Origin of the sequence: Geomonas diazotrophica, assembly GCF_018919385.1 — a bacterium.
In the GTDB taxonomy this organism is placed as follows: Bacteria; Desulfobacterota; Desulfuromonadia; order Geobacterales; family Geobacteraceae; genus Geomonas; species Geomonas diazotrophica.
On the sequence record NZ_JAHLMF010000006.1, the window covers coordinates 269,782 to 289,987 of the forward strand.

The 20,206-nt window shown below is 62.3% G+C and carries 21 protein-coding genes and 1 tRNA gene; 3 read left to right on the forward strand and 19 right to left on the reverse strand.

Annotated features, from left to right (window positions below):
* Positions 1-12 precede the first annotated feature (12 nt).
* Entirely contained in the window at positions 13-372 is a 360-nt protein-coding gene (locus tag KOM00_RS08565) for a VanZ family protein (protein ID WP_216498494.1), read from the reverse strand.
* Between the two features lie 224 nt (positions 373-596).
* On the opposite strand from KOM00_RS08565, the gene KOM00_RS08570 reads away from it, so the two are divergent.
* Entirely contained in the window at positions 597-1,019 is a 423-nt protein-coding gene (locus KOM00_RS08570) for a pyridoxamine 5'-phosphate oxidase family protein (protein ID WP_216498495.1), read from the forward strand.
* A 223-nt stretch (positions 1,020-1,242) separates the two neighbouring features.
* Here the strand turns inward: KOM00_RS08570 and KOM00_RS08575 are convergent, their stop codons facing one another.
* From KOM00_RS08575 to KOM00_RS08645, 15 genes are all read right to left on the reverse strand, one after another.
* Entirely contained in the window at positions 1,243-1,842 is a 600-nt protein-coding gene (locus KOM00_RS08575; protein ID WP_216498496.1) for a hypothetical protein, read from the reverse strand.
* A 75-nt stretch (positions 1,843-1,917) separates the two neighbouring features.
* Positions 1,918-2,004 (reverse strand) — tRNA-Leu (locus KOM00_RS08580).
* Between the two features lie 23 nt (positions 2,005-2,027).
* Entirely contained in the window at positions 2,028-2,309 is a 282-nt protein-coding gene (locus KOM00_RS08585) for an integration host factor subunit beta (protein WP_216498497.1), read from the reverse strand.
* Between the two features lie 53 nt (positions 2,310-2,362).
* The gene (locus tag KOM00_RS08590; protein ID WP_216498498.1) at positions 2,363-4,117 is read right to left on the reverse strand and encodes a 30S ribosomal protein S1; all 1,755 of its coding nucleotides are present in this window, start codon (positions 4,115-4,117) and stop codon (positions 2,363-2,365) included.
* 68 nt (positions 4,118-4,185) lie between these two features.
* Positions 4,186-5,037: a 4-hydroxy-3-methylbut-2-enyl diphosphate reductase gene (gene ispH, locus KOM00_RS08595; protein ID WP_216498499.1), complete on the reverse strand. Its 852-nt coding sequence runs from the start codon at positions 5,035-5,037 to the stop codon at positions 4,186-4,188.
* A gap of 2 nt (positions 5,038-5,039) precedes the next feature.
* Positions 5,040-5,741: a (d)CMP kinase gene (cmk, locus tag KOM00_RS08600; protein ID WP_216498500.1), complete on the reverse strand. Its 702-nt coding sequence runs from the start codon at positions 5,739-5,741 to the stop codon at positions 5,040-5,042.
* Entirely contained in the window at positions 5,738-7,027 is a 1,290-nt protein-coding gene (gene aroA / locus KOM00_RS08605) for a 3-phosphoshikimate 1-carboxyvinyltransferase (protein WP_216498501.1), read from the reverse strand. Before aroA ends, cmk begins: the two co-directional genes overlap by 4 nt.
* 160 nt (positions 7,028-7,187) lie before the next feature.
* Entirely contained in the window at positions 7,188-8,048 is an 861-nt protein-coding gene (locus tag KOM00_RS08610; protein WP_216498502.1) for a prephenate dehydrogenase, read from the reverse strand.
* A gap of 12 nt (positions 8,049-8,060) precedes the next feature.
* Positions 8,061-9,140, reverse strand: coding sequence for a prephenate dehydratase (pheA, locus tag KOM00_RS08615; RefSeq protein WP_216498503.1), 1,080 nt, complete (start codon positions 9,138-9,140; stop codon positions 8,061-8,063).
* A gap of 93 nt (positions 9,141-9,233) precedes the next feature.
* A complete protein-coding gene (locus KOM00_RS08620; protein WP_216498504.1) occupies positions 9,234-9,977 on the reverse strand; it encodes a hypothetical protein in 744 nt (247 codons plus the stop codon).
* 178 nt (positions 9,978-10,155) lie between these two features.
* On the reverse strand, positions 10,156-11,313 hold the full coding sequence (locus KOM00_RS08625; RefSeq protein ID WP_216498505.1) for an ABC transporter permease: 1,158 nt from the start codon (positions 11,311-11,313) through the stop codon (positions 10,156-10,158).
* A gap of 30 nt (positions 11,314-11,343) precedes the next feature.
* Positions 11,344-12,510, reverse strand: a complete 1,167-nt coding sequence (locus KOM00_RS08630; protein ID WP_216498506.1) for an ABC transporter permease — start codon at positions 12,508-12,510, stop codon at positions 11,344-11,346.
* Positions 12,511-13,200 (reverse strand): ABC transporter ATP-binding protein, encoded by a 690-nt coding sequence (locus tag KOM00_RS08635; RefSeq protein ID WP_216498507.1) that lies wholly within the window; start codon positions 13,198-13,200, stop codon positions 12,511-12,513.
* A gap of 2 nt (positions 13,201-13,202) precedes the next feature.
* On the reverse strand, positions 13,203-14,420 hold the full coding sequence (locus KOM00_RS08640) for an efflux RND transporter periplasmic adaptor subunit (protein ID WP_216498508.1): 1,218 nt from the start codon (positions 14,418-14,420) through the stop codon (positions 13,203-13,205).
* A 77-nt stretch (positions 14,421-14,497) separates the two neighbouring features.
* On the reverse strand, positions 14,498-14,779 hold the full coding sequence (locus KOM00_RS08645; RefSeq protein WP_216498509.1) for a DUF503 domain-containing protein: 282 nt from the start codon (positions 14,777-14,779) through the stop codon (positions 14,498-14,500).
* A 372-nt stretch (positions 14,780-15,151) separates the two neighbouring features.
* On the opposite strand from KOM00_RS08645, the gene rdgC reads away from it, so the two are divergent.
* The gene (gene rdgC, locus KOM00_RS08650) at positions 15,152-16,345 is read left to right on the forward strand and encodes a recombination-associated protein RdgC (RefSeq protein ID WP_216498510.1); all 1,194 of its coding nucleotides are present in this window, start codon (positions 15,152-15,154) and stop codon (positions 16,343-16,345) included.
* A 161-nt stretch (positions 16,346-16,506) separates the two neighbouring features.
* On the opposite strand, the gene mnmA is transcribed toward rdgC, so the two are convergent.
* Positions 16,507-17,586 (reverse strand): tRNA 2-thiouridine(34) synthase MnmA, encoded by a 1,080-nt coding sequence (mnmA, locus tag KOM00_RS08655; RefSeq protein WP_216498511.1) that lies wholly within the window; start codon positions 17,584-17,586, stop codon positions 16,507-16,509.
* Between the two features lie 220 nt (positions 17,587-17,806).
* Here mnmA and KOM00_RS08660 point away from each other — a divergent pair, with 220 nt between their 5' ends.
* On the forward strand, positions 17,807-18,637 hold the full coding sequence (locus tag KOM00_RS08660) for an HDOD domain-containing protein (RefSeq protein WP_216498512.1): 831 nt from the start codon (positions 17,807-17,809) through the stop codon (positions 18,635-18,637).
* Here the strand turns inward: KOM00_RS08660 and KOM00_RS08665 are convergent.
* Positions 18,619-19,035, reverse strand: a complete 417-nt coding sequence (locus tag KOM00_RS08665) for a (deoxy)nucleoside triphosphate pyrophosphohydrolase (protein WP_216498513.1) — start codon at positions 19,033-19,035, stop codon at positions 18,619-18,621. The two genes, KOM00_RS08660 and KOM00_RS08665, sit on opposite strands and share 19 nt — an antisense overlap.
* Positions 19,036-19,078: 43 nt before the next feature.
* Entirely contained in the window at positions 19,079-20,206 is a 1,128-nt protein-coding gene (locus KOM00_RS08670; RefSeq protein ID WP_216498514.1) for a hybrid sensor histidine kinase/response regulator, read from the reverse strand.

Here is a 20,206-nt window from a genome sequence, read left to right on the forward strand (position 1 = left end):
CCCACCTCGACATCACCAACGCCCGGTCAACTGCACCTGGCGCGCCGAAGCCTTCACCCACAGCCGACCGTTGATGAGTTCACCCGCCAACATGCCGGTCGCCGAGCCCAGGCCGTCTGCTAGAAGATCATACCAACTGAAGTGTGTTCCTGTAAACTCGTCTGCCACTTCGATAGCGAAGCCCGGGATCATGGCAAGCCCCGTGGCAGCTATCATCCGCTTTGGCCGTTCCAGGTCCGTAGCGTGATACAAGACCGTGTCCGATGCCAAGCCCAAGATGGCGCCGCCGCAGAAGTGGGAGATCTTGTCCTTGTCGAGGGCGTAAGCAGGCAGGGCTAACAGTAGGGTGAGAAGAACGACGGCTGCTTTCATCGCTGAAACCTCCTGTAACTCGTGCTGCGAACGATTGCACTATGCCTACAGGAAAGCCGCTACAGGGCAACATTCTACCGGATTGCCGGTTAATAACCACCCGCATCTCATTTTTTTATTAGGCAGCACCAATCGACATACGCTACCCTTGCAGCATCCGCCATTGTTGTATAATATCCCTTGTCGCAACCGACAGCGACTTACCAGGCTTGGAAGGAGTATATATGAACAGAAAAGAGATCCTTGAATTCGTGAACTCGAATCCTATCTTTCATATGGCCACAGTGGACGGGGACACCCCTCACGTGCGCGGTATGCTGCTGTACCGGGCCGACGAGAACGGCATCGTCTTCAACACCGGCAAGATCAAGGATCTGTACCGCCAGTTGACCAAGAACCCCAAGGTCGAGCTTTGTTTCAGCAACGGCATCTTCGAGAACCTGATCCAGGTCCGGATTGCCGGAACGGTCGAGGCGCTCGAGGACCTGGAGCTTAAAAAGGAGATCGTTAGCAAGCGGGATTTCCTGAAGCCGTGGATCGACAAGGTGGGCTACGAGCAACTAGCGGTGTACGTGCTTAAGAAGGGTACCGCTACGGTATGGACCATGGCGACCAATACCGAGCCGAAGGAGTTCATCCAGCTCTAACATGCGATTCTTCCCGGCCACAAAAAAGGCGTCCTCCCACACCAGGAGGACGCCTTTCTAATATCCGCTCATCTCTGCTTCGGAGTAAAAGCCAGCATCGGCGACCACGGCCCCGCAACGGCGCGGCTATCCCCCTGACCCGGAAGCCGTGTTCCCGCTCTCGCATGTTCTCAGGAGGGAACCGATGGCTGGGCGTGCGAGCGGTTGGTGGTATATCAGCGGGCTAGGTCTTTGCCCGTTCGATAATCTCCTCCAGGGAGAGTCCGCGGTTGGCCCAGAGGGGGAGTTGGTCGACGGTATCGAAAAAAGCGATCTCGCCGGCGAATGCTTCGTCCCAAGGGGTACCACCGGGAGCGAACTTGCCGCACGGCACGAAGGTGACGTAGCCGGGATAGGAGTCATCGACGTAGTCCGGATCTGGCTCGCCCGGCAGGGGTGGAGGAGCCAGTTCCCCGTCCTTAATGGTCAAGGGGAAGAGCCAGCATGCGGTCGGCTTGAAGGTCCATTTGTGGACGCCGAGTTCCACGGCAAGGGACTGCAACATGCACCTCTCGTCGCTGGTGGCGAAAACACACTTGGTGTTGTTAAAGTGGCGGGGAAAATCTGCAGTTGTGAAAGTAAAGGGCCTGGTCGCGCTCTTAACCCCCTTGGTGCCATCCGGCCACGCGCCGTCGACTAGGTAATCGGCGGGCAGATCCTTAAAATGATCCGGGTATTTTCGTACCACGGCCCGTATCAGCTCATCTTCCCCCGCCAGCAGGTAGACGCCGTCGTAGCAACAAAGCCCCTGGCATCCCGCCGGATCGCACCCTTTGACACGCATCGACACTTCACTTTTCATAGGTTTGAAAGGAAAAAGGGCTATGCGGTGAGCATAGCCCTTCTTTTTGGTTTACCGTGGTGCCCGGAGCCGGGGTCGAACCGGCACGGCTGTGAGGCCGACGGATTTTAAGTCCGTTGCGTCTACCAATTCCGCCATCCGGGCCGATTCCCGTCGGTGTCAACCTGCTAGATGTTGTTCACGCGCTCCCGCAGGTCCTTCCCGGTCTTGAAGAACGGGGTCTTCTTGCTCGGGATGCTGACGATCTCACCGCTCTTCGGGTTCCTCGCCTCGCGCGGCTCGCGGTCACGGATAGTGAAGCTGCCGAATCCGCGGATCTCCACCTTGTCACCGGCGGTCAGAGCCTCGCTCATGGCGTCGAACACCATGGAGACCACAGCTTCGGAGTCCTTGCGGGTCAGAGCACCGCGTACTTCCACCAGTTTGTCGATCAGTTCGCTCTTAGTCATTTAACACCTCAAATACTAAACTATAAGATTATTCAGTCGGCGAAGTGACTGGTCTATTCTTCAGTGCTCTTCTTCAGCTTCTCCTTGAGGAGATCGCCGAAGCTGGAGGTTGCCTCGCCCTGGCTACCCATGTAGGAAGCCATCTCGGCTTTCTCCATTGCGGTCTGCAGCGCCTTGATGGAAAGGGCGATCTTCTTCTCGACCATATCCACGTTCAGCACAACTGCCTCGAGCTCGTCGCCCACGTTGGCGAAGTCTTTCGGGGAAGCCACCTTCTCGTAGGAGATCTCGGAAACATGGATCAGCCCCTCGATGCCTTCCTCGATCTCGACGAAGATGCCGAAGTCGGTCACGGAGGTCACCTTGCCCTTGACCTTGGAGCCAGGCTTGTACTTCCTGGGGATCTCTTCCCACGGATCCGGAACCAGCTGCTTGATGCCCAGGGAGAGACGCTCGTTCTCGACGTCGATGTTGAGAACCACGGCCTGCACGGTCTGCCCCTTGCTGAACAGCTCGCCCGGATGCTTGACGCGACGGGTCCAGGAGATGTCGGAGACGTGGACCAGGCCGTCGATGCCGTCCTCGATGCCGATGAAGACACCGAAGTCGGTGATGTTCTTGATCTGCCCTTCGATCTTGGTGCCGACCGGGTAACGCTCGCCGATCACGGTCCAGGGGTTCACCTCGGTCTGCTTGAGACCAAGGGAGATCCTGCGGTTGCCCGGATCCACACCCAGGATCACCGCCTCGACTTCCTCACCTACCTTGAGGATTTCGGACGGATGACGCACGCGACGGGTCCAGGACATCTCGGAGACGTGCACCAGGCCTTCGATGCCGTCCTCGAGGGAGATGAATGCGCCGTAGTCGGTGAGGCTCACCACTTTGCCGCGCACGCGCTCGCCTTCCTGGTAGCGCTCGGCCACGTTGAGCCACGGATCGGGCACGGTCTGCTTGAGGCCCAGGGAAATCTTCCCTTTCTCGCGGTCGTACTTGAGCACCATCACCTTCAGGGTGTCGCCCACCTTGACCATCTCGGACGGGTGACCAAGGCGGCCCCAGGACATGTCGGTGACGTGCAGCAGGCCGTCCACGCCGCCCAGGTCGACGAATGCGCCGTACTCGGCGATGTTCTTCACTACGCCGTTGGCGATGTCGCCTTCCTTCAGGGTTGCCAGGGTCTCGGTCCTTGCCTTGTCGCGCTCCTCCTCGAGCAGCACGCGGCGGGACAGCACCAGGTTGCCGCGCTTCCTGTTCAGCTTGAGGATGCGGAACTGGTAGGTCTGGCCGACAAAGCGGTCCATGTTGCCGCCGGGACGCAGGTCAACCTGCGAAGCCGGGAGGAACGCCTCGACGCCGACGTCGACGGTCATGCCGCCTTTCACCTTGCCGGTGATCTTGCCTTCGATGACGCCGCCTTCGCCGGCAGCGGCGATGGCTTCCCAGGCAACCTGAGAATCGGCCTTCTTCTTGGAAAGGACCATGTGGCCGCGGATGTTTTCGCCGCGCTCGAAGTAGACGTTGACTTCGTCACCGACTTTGACGGTCAGCTCGCCGTTCTCGTCGATGAACTCGGCGATGCGGATGGCGCCTTCGGACTTGTAGCCGACATCAACCAGCACCACGTCCTGCTCGATCTGAACCACGACCGCCTTGACGACTTCGCCGCTCTGCGGCTGCCTCAGACTGTCCTGGAAAAGGTCGGCGAACTCGCCACCCATTTCTGCCTGGTCCAGCTCCTCGTCATTATCGTGTAACCGCCTAATCGGCATATCTTTTTTCTTGAACGTACGTTTTTCTTCACCCATTGAAACCGTTACCCCCTCGTGTAATCTCCATATAAAATCGAGCTAATTTAGCACATCGACCAAAAATATCAACCTATTTTATCTTTGTCGATAGCCGAAATTCTTTCCGTCACCTCGTCGATCAACCACTTCGGCGTCGAGGCCCCCGCCGTAACCCCGACCCGCTGCACACCTTCGAACCAGGCCGGGTCGATCTGGCCGGCGGTCTCGATGTGGTGGGTGCGCGGCAAAAGCTCGCGGCAGATCTGCGCCAGGCGCCTGGTGTTGGCGCTGTTGAAGCCGCCGATCACGATCATGCAATCCACCTCGCCGGCCAGCTTCTTCGTCTCTTCCTGGCGCACCGCCGTCGCGTCGCAGATGGTGTTGTAGACCCGGGTCTCGCCGCCGCGGGCCAGACAGGCGGTGACAACCTCGTTCAGGTGCTCGAAGGACTGGGTGGTCTGAGCCACCACACCCATCTTGGCCATGCGCGGCAGCCTCTCCACGTCCTTGCCGGAGCTGACCACGTAGACCCGGCCAGTGGCGTAGGAAACGATCCCCTGCACCTCGGGATGCACGGCGTCCCCCACCACGACCACGTCGTACCCTTCCCTGGAGAGCGTCGCCACGTGTTCCTGCGCCTTCTTCACGAAGGGGCACGTGGCGTCGACTATGGCGAGATCGGCGCGCACCGCGGCTTCGAGTTCCTCGGCGGCGACGCCATGGGAGCGGATGATCACGGTACTGCCGTTTTTGATCTCCCCCACGTCTTCGACCGACTTCACCCCCATCTCTTCGAGCCGCTGCACCACCTGCGGCGAGTGGATGATGGGCCCAAGGGTGTAGGTGTCCCCCCCCTTGTCGGCCGCGTCGAAAGCCAGATGGGTGGCCCTTTTGACGCCGAAGCAAAAACCTGCGTGTTTGGCCAGTATCACTTCCATAGTTACCCCTTGTCGCCCTGCACCAAGCGCTCGCGCACGGCGTTCTCCATGACCGTCAGCACCTGATCGATGGAGAGGCTGGTTGAGTCTATGGGGAGCGCGTCCTCGGCCTGTTTGAGCGGTGCGTGCTCGCGCCCCTCGTCCTGACGGTCGCGCTGGATCACCTTGGCGATGGTCTCCTCGAGGGTTGCCTGATCGCCTCGGGCGGCCAGTTCGAGGTAGCGGCGCCGGCCGCGTTCCTCGGCGCTCGCGGAGAGGAAGAATTTCACTTCGGCGTCCGGGAATACCACGGTGCCGATGTCGCGCCCCTCGAGGATGACGCCCCCCTTCGCCCCCATGGCGCGTTGCATGATCAAAAGCGCCTCGCGAACCGGCTTTCTTGCCGAGATGGCGGAGGTAAGAAGACCGATCTCCTCGCTGCGAATCTCCCGGGAGACGTCCTCGCCGTTGGCCAGCACCCGGCAGTTCTCGCCGTCCCTCACGAAGGTGATTTCCAACCCGCGGCAAAGCTCGGCCAGTCCCGCATCGTCATCGCTTGCGATGCCGGCCCGCTTGGACATGAGGGCGACGGCGCGGAACATGGCGCCGGTATCGATGTGGATGTAGCCGAGGCGCCGGGCCAAAAGCTTGGTAAGGCTGCTTTTCCCGGCCCCGGAGGGACCATCTATCGCTACGATTACTCCGTTTTCTCTCACTGCACTCAACGCTGCACTACCCCCTCGAGAAGTTCACGGAAGCCGGGGAACGAGGTGGCGATGCAGTCGACATCGGAGATCGTGGTCTCCCCCTGTGCGACCAGTCCTGCCACCATCATGGACATGGCGATCCTGTGATCGCCGAAGCTGTCGGCGGCGCAAGCCCTGAGGGCGGGCACTCCGGTGATTTCCATCCCGTCCGGCGTCTCCACCACGCTGACCCCGGCCCGTTTCAGGTTGTCCGCCATGGCGGCGATCCGGTCGGTCTCCTTGACCCGCAATTCGGAGGCGCCGCGCACCACGGTGGTCCCTTGTGCGAGCGATGCCGCCACGCAGATGGCCGGAAACTCGTCGATGGCGCGGGGCACCACCTCCCCGGAGATCTCCATGGCCTTCAGCTGCGAGTAACGCACCCGGATGTCCGCCACCGGCTCGCCGGTCTCGTCGCGCTCATTCAAAAGTTCCAGGTCGCCGCCCATACCCTTGAGGATGTCGATGATGCCGGTGCGGGTCGGGTTGACGCCGACCCCGCGGATGACAAGTTCAGCACCCGGGACGATCAGCGCGGCGACCATGAAGAAGGCGGCCGAGGAGATGTCGCCGGGAACGACGATGTCGCGTCCGGTCAGTTCTGCGCCGCCGCGAACCTTCACGCCTCCCGGGAAGGTCTCCACGTTGGCCCCGAAGGCGCGCAGCATCCGCTCCGAGTGGTCGCGGGAGAGGTGCGGCTCGCGCACCACGGTTTCGCCGTCGGCATAGAGCCCGGCCAGCATGATGGCGGATTTCACCTGGGCGCTGGAAACCGGGGAGTCGTACTCGATTCCCTTGAGTTGCGCCCCCTGGATGGCGAGCGGGGCCTTTTCGCCGCCGGCGCGGCCGCCGATGCGGGCGCCCATCTTGGAGAGCGGCCCGACCACGCGCTTCATGGGGCGGGCGCGCAGGTACTTGTCGCCCGAAAGTACCGAGAAGAAGCTCTGCCCGGCGAGAAGCCCGGTAAGGAGCCTCATCGAGGTGCCGGAGTTGCCGCAGTCCAGCACGTCGGTCGGCTCCTCGAGCCCGTGCAGACCCTTGCCCACGATGGTTACCGTCTCGCCGTCGTCGTCGATCTGGACGCCCATGGCGCGGAAGGCTTCCAGGGTGGCGAGGGCGTCCTCGCCGCGCAAAAAGCCCGAGACCTTGGTCACGCCGTTGGCGATGGAGCCGAACATGATGGAGCGATGCGATATGGACTTGTCGCCGGGGACGCGGATCTCGCCGCGCACTCCCTTGGCGGGTTGAACGGTGTAGCTTTGCATGTGAACACCTCAAAGGCGGGGCTAGGGGCTGGGGGCCAGGGGCTAGCGAAAACATACGCCGGCTCCCCTAGTTCCAACACACCCTACCCACGTCGGTTATTTATCCCCAGCCGCTAGTCCGACCTGCCAGTCACCAGTCACCAGTCACCAGCCCCTGCCGTTAAAGAATCGCGTCCCGCTTCTGTTTCGAGTTCAGGAAGAAGGCCTGCAGGCCGTCGGCATCGCCTTCGGCAACGAGAGTTCGCAGTTTCTCCAGGTACACGGAGAAGAAGTCCATCATCTCCAATATCGCCTCACGGTTGGTGAGGGCGATGTCGCGCCACATGACCGGATCAGAGGAGGCTATCCGGGTGAAATCCCTGAAACCGCCGGCGGAAAAGGAGAGGAGATCGCCGCCGAAACGGTCGTAACCATCCACCGCGTTCACCAGGGAGTAGGCTACCATGTGCGGCAGGTGCGAGATCGCGGCCACCACCCGGTCGTGCTGCACGGGATCCATCAGCGGCACGGTTGAACCGGCGATCTTCCAGAGCTCGACCACCTTCTCCAACGCGACCGGATCGGTGTTGGGGGTGGGGGTAACGATGCAGCGCCTTCCCATGTAAAGGGTGGAAAAGGAGGCCTCGACGCCGGAATGCTCGGTCCCGGCGATGGGATGCCCGCCGACGAAGAAGGTCCCTTCCGGCATGAGCGGCTCGCAGGCCGACACCACGGTCTCCTTGACGCTGCCGCCGTCGGTGACGATGCATCCGGGGGCCAGGCAGGGCGCTATCTCGGCGACCACGTTCGGTATGGTGCAGACCGGCGTCGCGATGAAGACGAGATCGGCCCCGGCTACACCTTCCCTGGCATCGGTGGTGTAGCTGTCCAGGACGCCAAGCTCGACGCCGCGTTTAAGGTTCGCTTCGCCGCGCCCGACGCCAACCACCTCGCCCACAGCACCCTTCTCGCGCAGGACGCGGGCCAGGGAACCGCCGATGAGACCGACGCCGATCACGGCCATTTTCTTGAAATAGACCATGCTACGCCCCCCTCACTGACGCGCCCGGGGGTACGATCCCAGAACCTTCACGAACTGGCAGCAGGTAGAGAGATCCTGCACCGCCTCGCCGACGGCGGGATCGGAGATGTGCCCGGAGAGGTCGAGGTAGAAGATGTATTCCCACGCCTTCTTCTTGAGCGGGCGGGACTCGATCTTGGAGAGGTTGATGCCGCGCTTGGCGAAGGGCTCCAGCATCCGGTGCAGAATCCCCGGCTCGTCGCGCACCGAGAACATGAGCGAGGTCTTGTCGTCGCCGCTGCGGTCGGCCATCTTCCGGCCGACGACCAGGAACCTGGTGAAGTTGTTCACTTGGTCCTCGATGCGGGCCTTGACGATCTTCAGGTTGTAGATGGAGGAGGCGTACTCGCTGGCGATGGCCGCCGCGGTGTAGTCCTCGGCCACGATCTGGGCGGCGAGCGTCGTGGAGGCGACGTCAACCAGGGGGACGTTGGGGAGGTTCTCGGCGAGCCACTTGCGGCATTGGGCCAGGGGCTGCGGGTGCGAGTAGACCTTCTTGATGTCCTCGAAGCGGCCGGTCCTGGAGAGCAGGAAGTGGGACACCTCCAAAAGGACCTCCGCGTTGATCTTCAGCTCGCTCTCCATAAACATGTCGAGCGTGTGGGAGATCATCCCTTCGGTGGTGTTCTCTACCGGGACCACGCCGTAGTACGCCTCGCCCTTCTCCACCGCCTCGAACACGGCCGGGATGGAACGCTCCGGCGAAAGCGAGGCGGAAAGGCCGAAATGCTGCATGGCGGCCAGGTGGCTGAAGGTGGCGTTGGGCCCCAGGAAGGCGACCTTCAAAGGCTTTTCCAGCGCCAGCGACGCCGAGATGATCTCGCGGAAAACGCCGCGCACCGCCTCGGCCGGGAAGGGGCCGGGGTTCGCAGCGGCGAGACGCTCGTAGATCTCCCTCTCGCGGCTGGGCACGTGAAAGTCGCTGCGGTTTTCGGTCTTTACCGCGCCGACCTGCATCACGAGCTTGGCCCGCTCGTTGAGAAGTTCCAGGATGCGATCGTCCACCGCATCTATTTCCTGACGGAGTTTTGCCAGAGTCTGCTTTTCTTTCAAAGCTTTCGGTCACCTTTCAGGAGGGATAGTGGCTTTTTGCGGAGCTGATATTTATAAGGCACCCGTCGCAAATATGCAACTTTTTTCTCTTTCTCAGGTCACCTCGGGGTGCGCCTCCGGGTTCATCGGGTTCATGCGGACCGCGAGCGAGAAGAGGTAGGGGTAGTCCTTCTGCAGGTGCGCCATGTAGGAGAGCCACTCCATGAGGAGGTAGGTATGTACGCGTTTCATGTCGCCGCTCAGGTGGTCCATGTCGCTGGCGGGGAGTCCGGTAAGGGAGCGGCGAGCCTGCAGTTCCTCGATCAGGTGGAAAACAGCCCAAAGGAGGTCGGTGAAGGATTCGTGCTCCAACAGGTTCGGGTTCTCCATGAGGGAGAGCATGACCCCTTTCTTTTCGGACAGGAAAGCCCTGAGGGCGGCGAGGTCGCCGGCGCGGGAATCGGGACGGATTTCGTGTTGCTTGAGGAATTCCCTGGCCGCGCGGTAATCCTCCTCGCGCCAGCGCACCGTGACCCCGAGTTTTTTGGAGAGTTCCTCGCCGTCGGGGTAGAAGTCGTGCAGGTCGCGCAGCAGCGGGGACCCCACCTCGCTGAAGAAGATCCCGATCACCATGTTGAGCTTCTTGATCATCGCCTCGCGCTCGCGCTCCTTGAGCACCCGCTCGATCATCAGCGTCACGAAGAGGACGTAGACCGGGAGGAAGGCCACGTTGGACATGAAGTTGAAACCGATCTCCTCGGCGCGGGGGAACAGGAAATAGTCGGCGAGGTACAGGATCAGGGAGACCAGGAGCAGCAGCCAGACGATGCGGTCCTTGGGCAGACGAAGAAATCTCAAAGAAGCCTCCAAGCAAAGCGCCTCACGCAAAGCCGCGAAGACGCAAAGAAAGTCAAAAACAAAAAAGGCAAAACGGGGTTGGCAATCTTATATGCTTTACGGCAAAAGGCAAAGATGAAATTAAGAGCTGGCCTTTGCGCCTTTGCGGCTTTGCGTGATCGGGTTTGTGTGAGAGGGTTCATCCGATCCGTTTCAGGCCGTCGGCGATGCGGATGGTGGCGCCGCGCCAGGTGGGGAAAATGCCCGAAACGACGCCGACCGAGAGGGCGGCCAGCAATTCGAGCAGCAGCGTCTCGCTGGAAACGCTGAAGTAGGGGAAAAACTGGGCGAGCTCGGTCTCGATCCAGCTCGCTGCCGGGAAGGTGGCGACAACGCCGAGTACGCCACCGAGAAAGGAGATGGCGACGGATTCCCCGAAGATCAGCCCCGCCAGGTGCCCCCCCTTGAAGCCGAGGGTCTTCAGGGTGGCGTACTCGCCGATCCGCTCGCGCGCCGTCATGGCCATGGTGTTGGCCGCCACCACCATGATAATGGCGATCACCATGTACGACACGATCTGGATGGCGATCATGATCGCCTCGGTCATGGACACGAAGCTCATGTGGAAGGCCTTCTCGGTTTCCGTCAGGGTCTCCGCCAGCGAGTTCTTGAAAAGCGAGTCGATGGCGAGGGCCACATCCGGGGCGAGTTCGGGCTTTTTCACCCCGACGATGAAGTAGCCGACCTGGTCGGCGCGCCGGGGAACGGTCTGGCGCATGGTCTCGTTCAGGTAGTTCCAGTGGAAGAGGAGGATGCGCTCCTCGGTCGCCTTCTCCTTGCCGTGGTAGATGCCGCGCAGCACGAACTCCCATTGACCCGGGTAGATGGTCCCCTTCAGGGTGATCAGGTCACCGACCTTCCAGCCGTAGGTGCGGGCCAGGCGCTCCCCGACGATGCACCCCTTGCGGTCCAGGAGGAAATCGTTCTTCTCCTTGGGAGAGAGGATGAACTCCGGGTAGAGCTCCATGTACCCCTTGGGCTCGATGGCGTAGTTGGCGAAGAAGTTCTTGGGCTCCTTGTAGTAGGCGCCGAACCAGCTGCCGTAGGAGACCGTGGTGACCCCGGATACGCCCCGGATACGTTCGAGGTAGGAGATGGGGAGCGGGAAGACGAGGGAGATGGCGTTACGGGTGACGAGCCGCGTGTCCGAGGCGTGCTCGGCGCCGGAGTACCAAAGGCCGACCAGGGTGCGCAAGAGGCCGAAGGCGAGCACCGCCACGGCCACCCCCACGACGGTGAGGATGGAACGGAGCCGGTGCCGGAAGAGATTCCTGAGGATGTATTTCAGGATAAACATCAAAACCTCAAAACCACCCACCACGTTTTTTCACGTGGCCCGCAGCGCCTCCACTATCTTCATCCGCGAGGCCCGGAAGGCGGGCAACACCCCGCCCACCAATCCCATGACGGCTGAAAACAACAGCGACTTCCAGACTATGCTGACGTTGAGCGTGAAGGAAAATGCCAACTCGGAGAAAGAGGCCCAGTTCATGGTGGAAATGGTTATGAGCTGCATGAAGGAGGCGGCAAACAACCCCAGCACCCCTCCGCACAACCCGAGCAGGAGCGCCTCGACGATGAACGCGGAGAGGATGCTCTTTCTCTGAAAGCCAAGGGCCCGCAAGGTCCCGATCTCCGTGACCCGGTTGGCGACGGCGGCGTACATGGTGATGGTCGCCCCGATCACCGCGCCTATGGAGAAGACGACGGTGAGCACGAGCCCCAGGATGCGCAGAAACTTCGCCATGGCCTCGGACTGGTCCAGGTAGTAGCGGGTCTCCCGCTTCGCCTCGACGGTGAGCCGCGGGTCCGATTCTATCCGCGCCTTGTAGGCGTCGAAGGCGGTGGTGTCGCGCAACCGGAATATGATCGAGGAATACACCGGCCGCCTGAACGCCTGCATCATCTGGTCGCGGTCCCCCCAGATCTCGGAGGAGAACCCGGTGGCACCGGCATCGAATACGCCGACGACACGCCAGTCGCGCATCCCGAAACGAAGCGTCTCACCAAGACCGCACCCCTTGAAGCGACGCGCCACGCTCTCTCCGGCGACGACCTCGGCGGAACCGGGACGCGGCATGCGCCCCTCCTTCAGGCGGACCGCAGGGCGCAACTTCAACGAGGCCGGGTCGATGCCGCGGATGATCACGTTGGAAGGCTTGTCCCCCACCCGCTTTTTCAGGTTGATCAGAACCACCAGCTCCTTGGCCAGCAGCGGCTCCCCATCCGCCCCCACGGCTATCTCGGGCTGGCTCTCCAGCAGGGAAGCCTGGTCCCTCTCCACCGCGCTTTGCACCTCGGAGTTGGAGGATTTCCTGAGCAGCACCACGTTGTCGCTGGATCCGGTCTGCACCAGGGTCTTTTGCAGCCCCTCGGTCAGCATGAGGGTCGCGGCAAAGACGAAGACGACGAGCCCCATGCCGCTCGCGGTGAGGACGGTGGTGAGGCGCCTGGTCCAAAGATTGCGGAAGCTGTAGGAATAGGGAATGCCCATCTAGGTCACGCTCAGTTCGCCCTTCTCCAGGTGACGGATGATGTGGGCTTTCTCGGCGGCGCGGGGGTCGTGGGTCACCATGACCACGGTCTTGCCGAACTCCCGCACCAGGCGGTCCATGAGCTGAAGGATTTCCTCGGCTGAGACACGGTCCAGGTCCCCGGTCGGCTCGTCCGCCACCAGGATCTCGGGATCGGTGACGATGGCGCGGGCGATGGCGACCCGCTGCTGTTGGCCGCCGGAAAGCTGGGAGGGGTAGTGGTCCATCCGGTCGGCGAGCCCGACCACGTCCAGCACCGCCTCGACGTGCTCGCGCCGCTCGCGCCGGTTCAGGTGGGTCAACAAAAGGGGGAGCTCCACGTTCTCGAAGGCGGTCAGCACCGGGATCAGGTTGTAGAACTGGAAGATGAAGCCGACGCTGCCGGCGCGCCAGCTGGCGAGATCGCTTTCACCAAGCGTCGTGATCTCGACGTCGGCCACCTGGATGGAGCCCTCATCGGCGCTGTCGATGCCGGCTATCAGGTTGAGGAGCGTGCTCTTGCCGGAGCCGGAAGGACCCATGAGGGCGACGAATTCGCCCCGGGCGATGTCGAAGTTGATACCGGTGAGGACGGGGATGATCTGGGCGCCCCGGCGGTAGGCCTTGGAGAGGTTCCTGATACGGACGATCGGCTCGCTCGCTTCGGCCATGGCTACTTTTCCGCCGTCTTGACGCGGCTGCCGTCACGCAGCTTGTCCAGGGGCTTCGTGGCGATCCGCTCTCCGGCCTTGACGCCGGATGCGACCTGCACCAGGTCGCCCATCTTCCCCCCAAGGACCACCGGGGTCAGCTGCACCCGGCCCTGCACCACCTTGAAGACGTAATCCCTGCCGTCGCGGCGGACCACGGCCGTCGGGGAGACGGCGACGCGCGGGGTCCCCTCCCCTTGCTTCATCTCGCGCTCCAGGAAGGCGACCTTCGCGCTCATCTCGGGGAGGATGCGCGTGTCCTTGTCCAGGAAGCGGACTTTCACCATGACGCTCCCCTTGCTGCGGTCGGCCGTGGGGACTATGGTGTAGAGCGCGCCGCGGAACCGTACGTCCGGCAGGGCATCGAGGAGGATCTCGCACGGCTGCCCCACCTTGACCTTGGCCAGGTTGGCCTCGGATACGTCGGCCTCCACCTGCAGCGACCCCATGTCGGCCATGGTGACGACGGCAGCCTTGGCGTTGGCAGAGGCGGCAAGCGGCGAGACGATGTCGCCGACGTCGGCGTTCTTGGTGAGCACCACGCCGTCGAAGGGGGCGCGGATCAGCGTGTAGTCAAGGGACGCCTCCGCACCCCGCAGGGCGCTCTGCGCTCCGCTGATATTGGCCTGGGCTGCGGCGACTGCGGCGACCGCGCGCTGGTAGCGGGCCTCGGCGGTATCGTAATCCGCCTGGGCGATGATCCCCTGGCCGATCAGCTCCTTCGCCCGTGAGAGAGCCCGGGTGGCATCCTTTTGCTCGACCCTGGCCTGCTCGAGGTTGTCCCGCGCAGCCGAAAGCGTCGCCGAGGCCTGCCCCTTTTCGGCAGCCACATCACGGTTTTCGAGCCGTGCCAGAAGTTGCCCCGCCCGCACCACGCTCCCCTCCTCCACCCCGAGCCATTCCAGCCTACCGGTTGCCTTGGAGGCCACCGCCGCCTTTCTCTGGGCCACCACGTAGCCGCTCGCGTTCAAAAGGGAGATGGTCTGCGAGGGATAGATGAGGGACACGGTGGCCACTTCCACCTCGACGCTGCGCCTCGCCGCCACGGTCCAGATCGCCAGCACCAGGGCCAAAAGCACCAGCACCGTCACGACCTGCGTGCGCCGCTTCTTGCCGGCGCCTCCGGCGGGGGTGTGGCGTTGCTTGTCGATGGTCAGTCTGTTCAGGTCATCTTGTGCCATGCAGGGTCACCCCGATTAGCGATTTCATAGAAGCGGAAGCTAACACATTTTCGAATGGGTGGAAAGCCACAATGCTGCTACAGCTCTTCGACCTGCAGGTCGATGATCTGCAGGTCCGGCCGTTCCGAGACCAGCCAGTACTCAAGTTCCTGCAGGAGCTGCCTGGCGCGGGTGGGGTTTGGGGCGACCGTGACGAAACAGAGCTCGGCATCGGCTGGTTGGTCGTTCAGGGCGCTCTCGGAACAGGCGACGTTGAACCGGTTGCGCGCACGGGCCAGCACGCTCTTCACGATCGCCCTCTTCTCCTTGAGCGTGCGGCTTGGCAGCAACAGCCTCATCTGCAGCAGCGCAACGTGCATCGGGTCCTCCTTTGACAAAGACAATGCAGCGATTCTACCACATCGGAGTAATTGCTGGAGCAGGCGACCCGGTATGCGGCTCGTGTGGTGACGGGGGCCGGTTACGTGTTGTTTTGGCGCGGCAAATTGAGTACACTGGCGCCGCTCTAAACGGAGGCGACATGAAGGAGTTCGTACTGATCCTGATTGCCGTCCTTCCGTCGGGATCACCATGAGTTCCGGTGGCGTCCCCTACCCGGCCCAAAAAGCCGAGCCGGAAGCGGGAACCGTTGGCTTTTACCCTTTTTAACTTGCCCCTCAAAGGCAAAAGGTGTATCCATGCTGTCCCGCCCGCGCGGGAAACAAGAAACGCAAACCGAAGGAGAAACATCGATGGGCATCCTCGCCAACACAGTAAGCGTCTGCCACTTCAAGGTCCAGGGAGATCTACCGCCGCAGGAAGAGCTTTACGCCTGGGTCACCAAGCAGCTGGCAGCGAACAGGTTCAACCCGATCGACCAGGGAACCGAGGAAACCTCGGTCGGCTGGGCGCATCTGGACGACCCCAGAATAGCCGACTTCGACTCCCCCGCGGCCTGCTGCCGGGAGCACTATTTCATGTTCACGCTGCGCCGCGACAAGCGCTCCGTCCCCTCCGCGGTCCTGAAGGCGCACCTCGAGAAGGCCAAGGAGGAGTTCCTCGCGGAGAACCCGAACTTCGCCAAGGTCCCCAAACAGAAGCGGGAGGACCTGAAGGAGGCGGTGCACGCCATGCTCCTGTCGCAGACACTCCCCACCCCGGCCACCTACGACGCGGTCTGGGACACGAAGAGCGGCATCCTCACCTTCAGCTCGCTCTCTCCCAAGGTCATCGAGCTCTTCGAGGAGATGTTCAAGAAGACCTTCGAGGGGCTCAGGGTCTCCGCCTTCCATCCCTACGCCCGTGCCGAGAGCGTGCTGGACGAGGGGAACAAGGTACTGCTGCAGCAGGCCAACAAGGCCGGCGGCGACAACTACCTGGAACTGATCAAGGAGAACCAGTGGCTGGGGACCGACTTCATGCTCTGGCTCATGTACCAGACCATGAACGAGTCCTCCGAGTACAGCGTGAACCAGCCGGGCGTGCTGCTCGCCCAGGAGCCCTTCGTGTCGTACCTGGACGACCGCGTGGTGCTGCTTGGCTCCGGCGAAAACGGCGCGCAGAAGATCACGGTGGCCGGTCCGCAGGACCACTTCAACGAGGTGAGAAGCGCGCTCTTGAACAAGAAGCAGATCACCGAGGCGACGCTGCACCTGGAGGCGGGGGACGACCACTACAAGCTGACGTTGAAGGGTGAGCTGTTCCACTTCGCGTCCTTCAAGTCTCCGGCGGTCAAGCTGGAGAAGGACAGCACGGTGGACGAGGCGATGGAGCGGGAGGCGGTCTTCTTCGAGAGGATGCTGCTGCTTGAGAAAGGGACCCAGCTCTTCAACTCGGTGTTCGCGACCTTCCTGAAGCTGAGGCTGGGGAACGGATGGGCGGAGGAGTCGGAGGCCATCCAGAAATGGCTCAACGTCTGCAGCTTCTGCAACAGCCAACTCGCCTAACCGCTGCGGCGGAATTGCATCACGGGTAAAGCAAAAGGGCGCCGGGGAATCTCCCCTGCGCCCTTCGTGCATCCGGTGCGGTAGCCATGGTGCAGATCTGCGGGGCAGCGCAGGGCAATGATCATTTGCCCCTACAGTTCCCAGATACCTGCCGAGGTCGGCTACTCCCCTACATGCAGCGCTTTCACGATGCGGCCGCCCCCCACCAGTTCATCCCCCTGGTAGAAGACCACCGACTGCCCCGGGGTCACCGACTTCTGCGGCTCGGCAAAAAAAACTTCGCCCATCCCTTCCCCCAAAAGCTTCACCCGGCAGTCGACGGGCTGCTGCCGGTAACGGATCTTGCACGTGGTCTGCACCGCGTCCCCCGCGACGGGGACCACCCAGTTCAGATCGCAGGCCACAAGTCCCGCAGCGAGCAACCCCCCGACCTCGCCGACCACGACCCTGGCGTCGGCCGCGTCGATGGCGACCACGTAGAGCGGCTCCTTCCAGGCGATCCCCAATCCCCTTCTCTGCCCGATGGTGTAGCGGTGGGTGCCGTTGTGGCGCCCGAGCACGGTTCCGTTCACATGCACGATCTCGCCGCTTCTCCCCTGGAGCCCGCCCCCCTTTTCCAGGAAGGCGACGTAATCGTCGCCGGGGACGAAGCAGATCTCCTGGCTGTCGCTCTTCTGCGCCACCGGGATCCCGAAGCCGGCGGCCAGCCTTCTCACCTCGTCCTTGCTCGGCATATCCCCCAGCGGGAAGATGACGCGGGCCAGTTGCCGCTGGGTGAGGGTGTAGAGAAAGTAGGACTGGTCCTTGGCCAGATAGGCCGCCTTGAGCAGGTGCCAGGTCCCGCCTTCGTCCTTGCTGGTCCTCACGTAATGGCCGGTGGCGAGGTAATCGGCGCCCAGTTCCAACGCCTTGTCCAGCAACAGCCCGAACTTCACGTACCTGTTGCAACGCACGCAGGGGTTGGGCGTCTCCCCCGCCAGGTACTGGGCGCGGAAATCATCCATGATCAGGCGACCGAACTCCTCCTCCAGGTGCACCTGATGGAACCCTATGCCGAGATATTCGGCAACGACCTGGGCGTCCCCCTTGGCCTGGGGGTCCTCTCCATCGCGCCGAAACAGCTTCATGTTGATGCCGATCACCTCCGCCCCCTGCTCTTCGAGAAGCGCCGCGACCGTCGATGAATCCACGCCGCCGCTCATGGCGACGGCTACCTTCTTGCCTTTGTACTCTGCTGACATATCTGCTCCGTTATGCTGCGGGTTACTGCGGTTTGCTGCGCATCCATACTTGACCGAATCGCCGCTCCAAGGCAACCTTTTTCTCCTGTCGCGGCGAGAAGTCCCCACCGGGGCGGGATCCCACTTAAGTTCCACGGCCGCCGACCGATTTGTATTGTGATGCCTGGTTTTTGTGGATTAAACTGTCTTCCGGGTCCGTACCCGTCGAAGGAGAATCGCCATGCCCCTGTCGCTCACCATCAGACGCCTGCTGAGTACGCAGCCGATCGACCTCCCGGTCTTCCACCCCATCGCGGTGAGGATCCTGCACCTGCTGCAGACTCCCGACTTCACCATGACCCAGATCACCGATCTTGCTAACGAGGACCAGTCGCTGGCCGGCCAGATACTGAAGATGGCCAACTCCCCGATGTACATCGGGCGAGTCCGGACCGAGACCATCAAGGAAGCGGTGGTAAGGCTTGGGGGGCAGGAGATCGCCAACCTTTCCATGGCGGCATCGCAGGCGAGTTTGCATACCTCGGAAAACAGAACGATCAACAGCTTCATGCAGTCGCTCTGGCTGCACAGCCATGCCTGCGCCCTAGGCAGTCGCTGGCTGGCGCGGCGGGCCGGCTATCCGCAGCACGGCGACCAGGCTTACATGGCGGGGCTTCTGCACGACATCGGAAAGCTGTACCTCTTGAAAGCGCTGGAGCGGCTGAACCAGATGGGGGTGGCGCAGGCGGCGCTCGAGGAGGACTTGCTGCTGGAGATCTTCGCCGAACTGCACGTCGAGCAGGGGTGCCGGCTCATGGAGCACTGGAACATGCCCAAGGGGTACTACAACGTGGTCGCCAACCACCACGACGAGAATTTCGACACCCAGGACATAGTGCTGACAGTGGTGAGGCTCGTGAACACGGCGTGCCGGATGAAGGGGATCGGCCTGCTGCACGACCCGGAGATCGACCTCTTCGAACAGACCGAAGCGGCCATGCTGCAACTCAGCCAGGAAGAGATGGACGATCTTCTGGACGTCCTGGAGGATTCTCAGGAACTGGTGTTGTAAGAGTTCTGGTACTCCAGAATGATGGGGAGGTCGGCGTCGGCCCACTCCAGCTCCAGCATCCTCTCCGGGGGGAGCCATGTCAGGGCGGAATGCTCGTACAAGGTGATCTCGCCGGATGCGATGCTGCAGACGTAAGGGTACAGGGTCACATCGAAGCCGGGGTACCGGTGGGTGGTCGGAGTGAGCGGGCGCCCCACCGCTATCTCCACCCCCATCTCCTCGACAAGCTCGCGTTTCAGACACTCCTCGCGCCCCTCGCCGGGCTCTATCTTCCCACCGGGAAACTCCCACCGAAGCGGCAGGTTCATGGATGCGCTGCGCCGGGCCGACAGCACCAGCCCGTCGCGCTCGATGATGGCGCAGGCTACGTGGACATGTTTTCTTTCTTGCGTATTCATGGCGTCGGACTATAGCACCAAATGATCCGGCAGTCCCTATTTTTCAAGTTGCGGGGATGCTATTGGCGTCCGGGAGCACCAGCGGGATCTGCAGCTGGAAAACGGAGCCGCCGTCGGGGGAGTTCTCGGCCCAGATGCTGCCGTCCAGCAGTTCGGTCATGCGCCGCGCCAGGGTGAGCCCGAGCCCCAGCCCCGGATAGGAGCGGGTGATCGAACCGTCGGACTGGGTGAAGTCGCCGAAGATGCGCTCAAGGTCCGCCTCGTCGATCCCCACGCCGGTATCGGAAACCGCGAACTGCAGCATAGGCTCGCCCGCGACCTCCTGCTGGCGCACCTCAAGCCCCACGGCACCGCGGGGGGTGAACTTGACCGCATTCCCCAGGAGCATGACGAGGATCTTGTGCAGCATCCCCTGGTCGGTGACCACCGCTTCCGGCAGTGCCGGGTCCAGGTGGACCTTGAAGGCAAGCCCCTTGGTATCGGCCATGGCCCGGGCCTCCATCACCACGATATCGAGGAAGCTCTTCAGGTGGAACGTGGCATTCTCGGGCGCTCCCCCCTCCCCTTCCAGCCGGCTGGTCTCGATGAGGTCCTCCACGATCCCCAGGAGCCTCAGGGCTGATTTCTGCACCATCCCCAGATACTTGCGCTTGTTATCATCCTCTTCCTGGTTGAGCACCAGGTCGGTCATGCCTATGATCGGTGTGAGCGGCGTGCGCAGTTCGTGGCTTACGCTGCGCAGGAACTCCTTCTTGGCACGCTCCGCCGCGCTCGCCAGCTGCTCGAGAAGATCGCGGTATCGCTTCAGTTCCAGGTGGTTTTTCACCCTCGCCCGGACGATGTGCGGGCTGATCGGCTTGGTGAGGTAATCGATCGCCCCCAGTTCCAGCCCCTTGATCTCCTGCTCCTCCTCGATCATGGCGGTCACGAAGATGACCGGGATGTCGCGCGTGGAGGGATCGCCCTTAAGGATGGCGCAGAGCTCGAACCCGTCCATCCCCGGCATCATGATGTCCAGAAGGATCAGGTCCGGTTTGTCGGCACGGATCAGTTCCAGGGCGTCCAACCCGCTAGTGGCGAAGAACAGTTCGTAGTCGTCCCCGAGGCTCTCGCTCAGGATCTCGATGTTGGCGGGGGTGTCGTCGACTATCATCACTGTCTGGCGTTTCAT

Bases quoted from the DNA above. Each gene is read 5' to 3' on its own strand.
- KOM00_RS08625 (WP_216498505.1), bottom strand. From the start codon at position 11,313: ATGTTTATCCTGAAATACATCCTCAGGAATCTCTTCCGGCACCGGCTC.
- KOM00_RS08665 (WP_216498513.1), bottom strand. From the start codon at position 19,035: ATGAATACGCAAGAAAGAAAACATGTCCACGTAGCCTGCGCCATCATC.
- KOM00_RS08670 (WP_216498514.1), bottom strand. From the start codon at position 20,206: ATGAAACGCCAGACAGTGATGATAGTCGACGACACCCCCGCCAACATC.
- KOM00_RS08575 (WP_216498496.1), bottom strand. From the start codon at position 1,842: ATGCGTGTCAAAGGGTGCGATCCGGCGGGATGCCAGGGGCTTTGTTGC.
- KOM00_RS08585 (WP_216498497.1), bottom strand. From the start codon at position 2,309: ATGACTAAGAGCGAACTGATCGACAAACTGGTGGAAGTACGCGGTGCT.
- KOM00_RS08590 (WP_216498498.1), bottom strand. From the start codon at position 4,117: ATGGGTGAAGAAAAACGTACGTTCAAGAAAAAAGATATGCCGATTAGG.
- KOM00_RS08660 (WP_216498512.1), top strand. From the start codon at position 17,807: ATGCCCCTGTCGCTCACCATCAGACGCCTGCTGAGTACGCAGCCGATC.
- mnmA (WP_216498511.1), bottom strand. From the start codon at position 17,586: ATGTCAGCAGAGTACAAAGGCAAGAAGGTAGCCGTCGCCATGAGCGGC.
- KOM00_RS08635 (WP_216498507.1), bottom strand. From the start codon at position 13,200: ATGGCCGAAGCGAGCGAGCCGATCGTCCGTATCAGGAACCTCTCCAAG.
- KOM00_RS08565 (WP_216498494.1), bottom strand. From the start codon at position 372: ATGAAAGCAGCCGTCGTTCTTCTCACCCTACTGTTAGCCCTGCCTGCT.
- ispH (WP_216498499.1), bottom strand. From the start codon at position 5,037: ATGGAAGTGATACTGGCCAAACACGCAGGTTTTTGCTTCGGCGTCAAA.
- rdgC (WP_216498510.1), top strand. From the start codon at position 15,152: ATGGGCATCCTCGCCAACACAGTAAGCGTCTGCCACTTCAAGGTCCAG.
- KOM00_RS08570 (WP_216498495.1), top strand. From the start codon at position 597: ATGAACAGAAAAGAGATCCTTGAATTCGTGAACTCGAATCCTATCTTT.
- KOM00_RS08640 (WP_216498508.1), bottom strand. From the start codon at position 14,420: ATGGCACAAGATGACCTGAACAGACTGACCATCGACAAGCAACGCCAC.
- KOM00_RS08645 (WP_216498509.1), bottom strand. From the start codon at position 14,779: ATGCACGTTGCGCTGCTGCAGATGAGGCTGTTGCTGCCAAGCCGCACG.
- KOM00_RS08630 (WP_216498506.1), bottom strand. From the start codon at position 12,510: ATGGGCATTCCCTATTCCTACAGCTTCCGCAATCTTTGGACCAGGCGC.
- KOM00_RS08610 (WP_216498502.1), bottom strand. From the start codon at position 8,048: ATGGTCTATTTCAAGAAAATGGCCGTGATCGGCGTCGGTCTCATCGGC.
- aroA (WP_216498501.1), bottom strand. From the start codon at position 7,027: ATGCAAAGCTACACCGTTCAACCCGCCAAGGGAGTGCGCGGCGAGATC.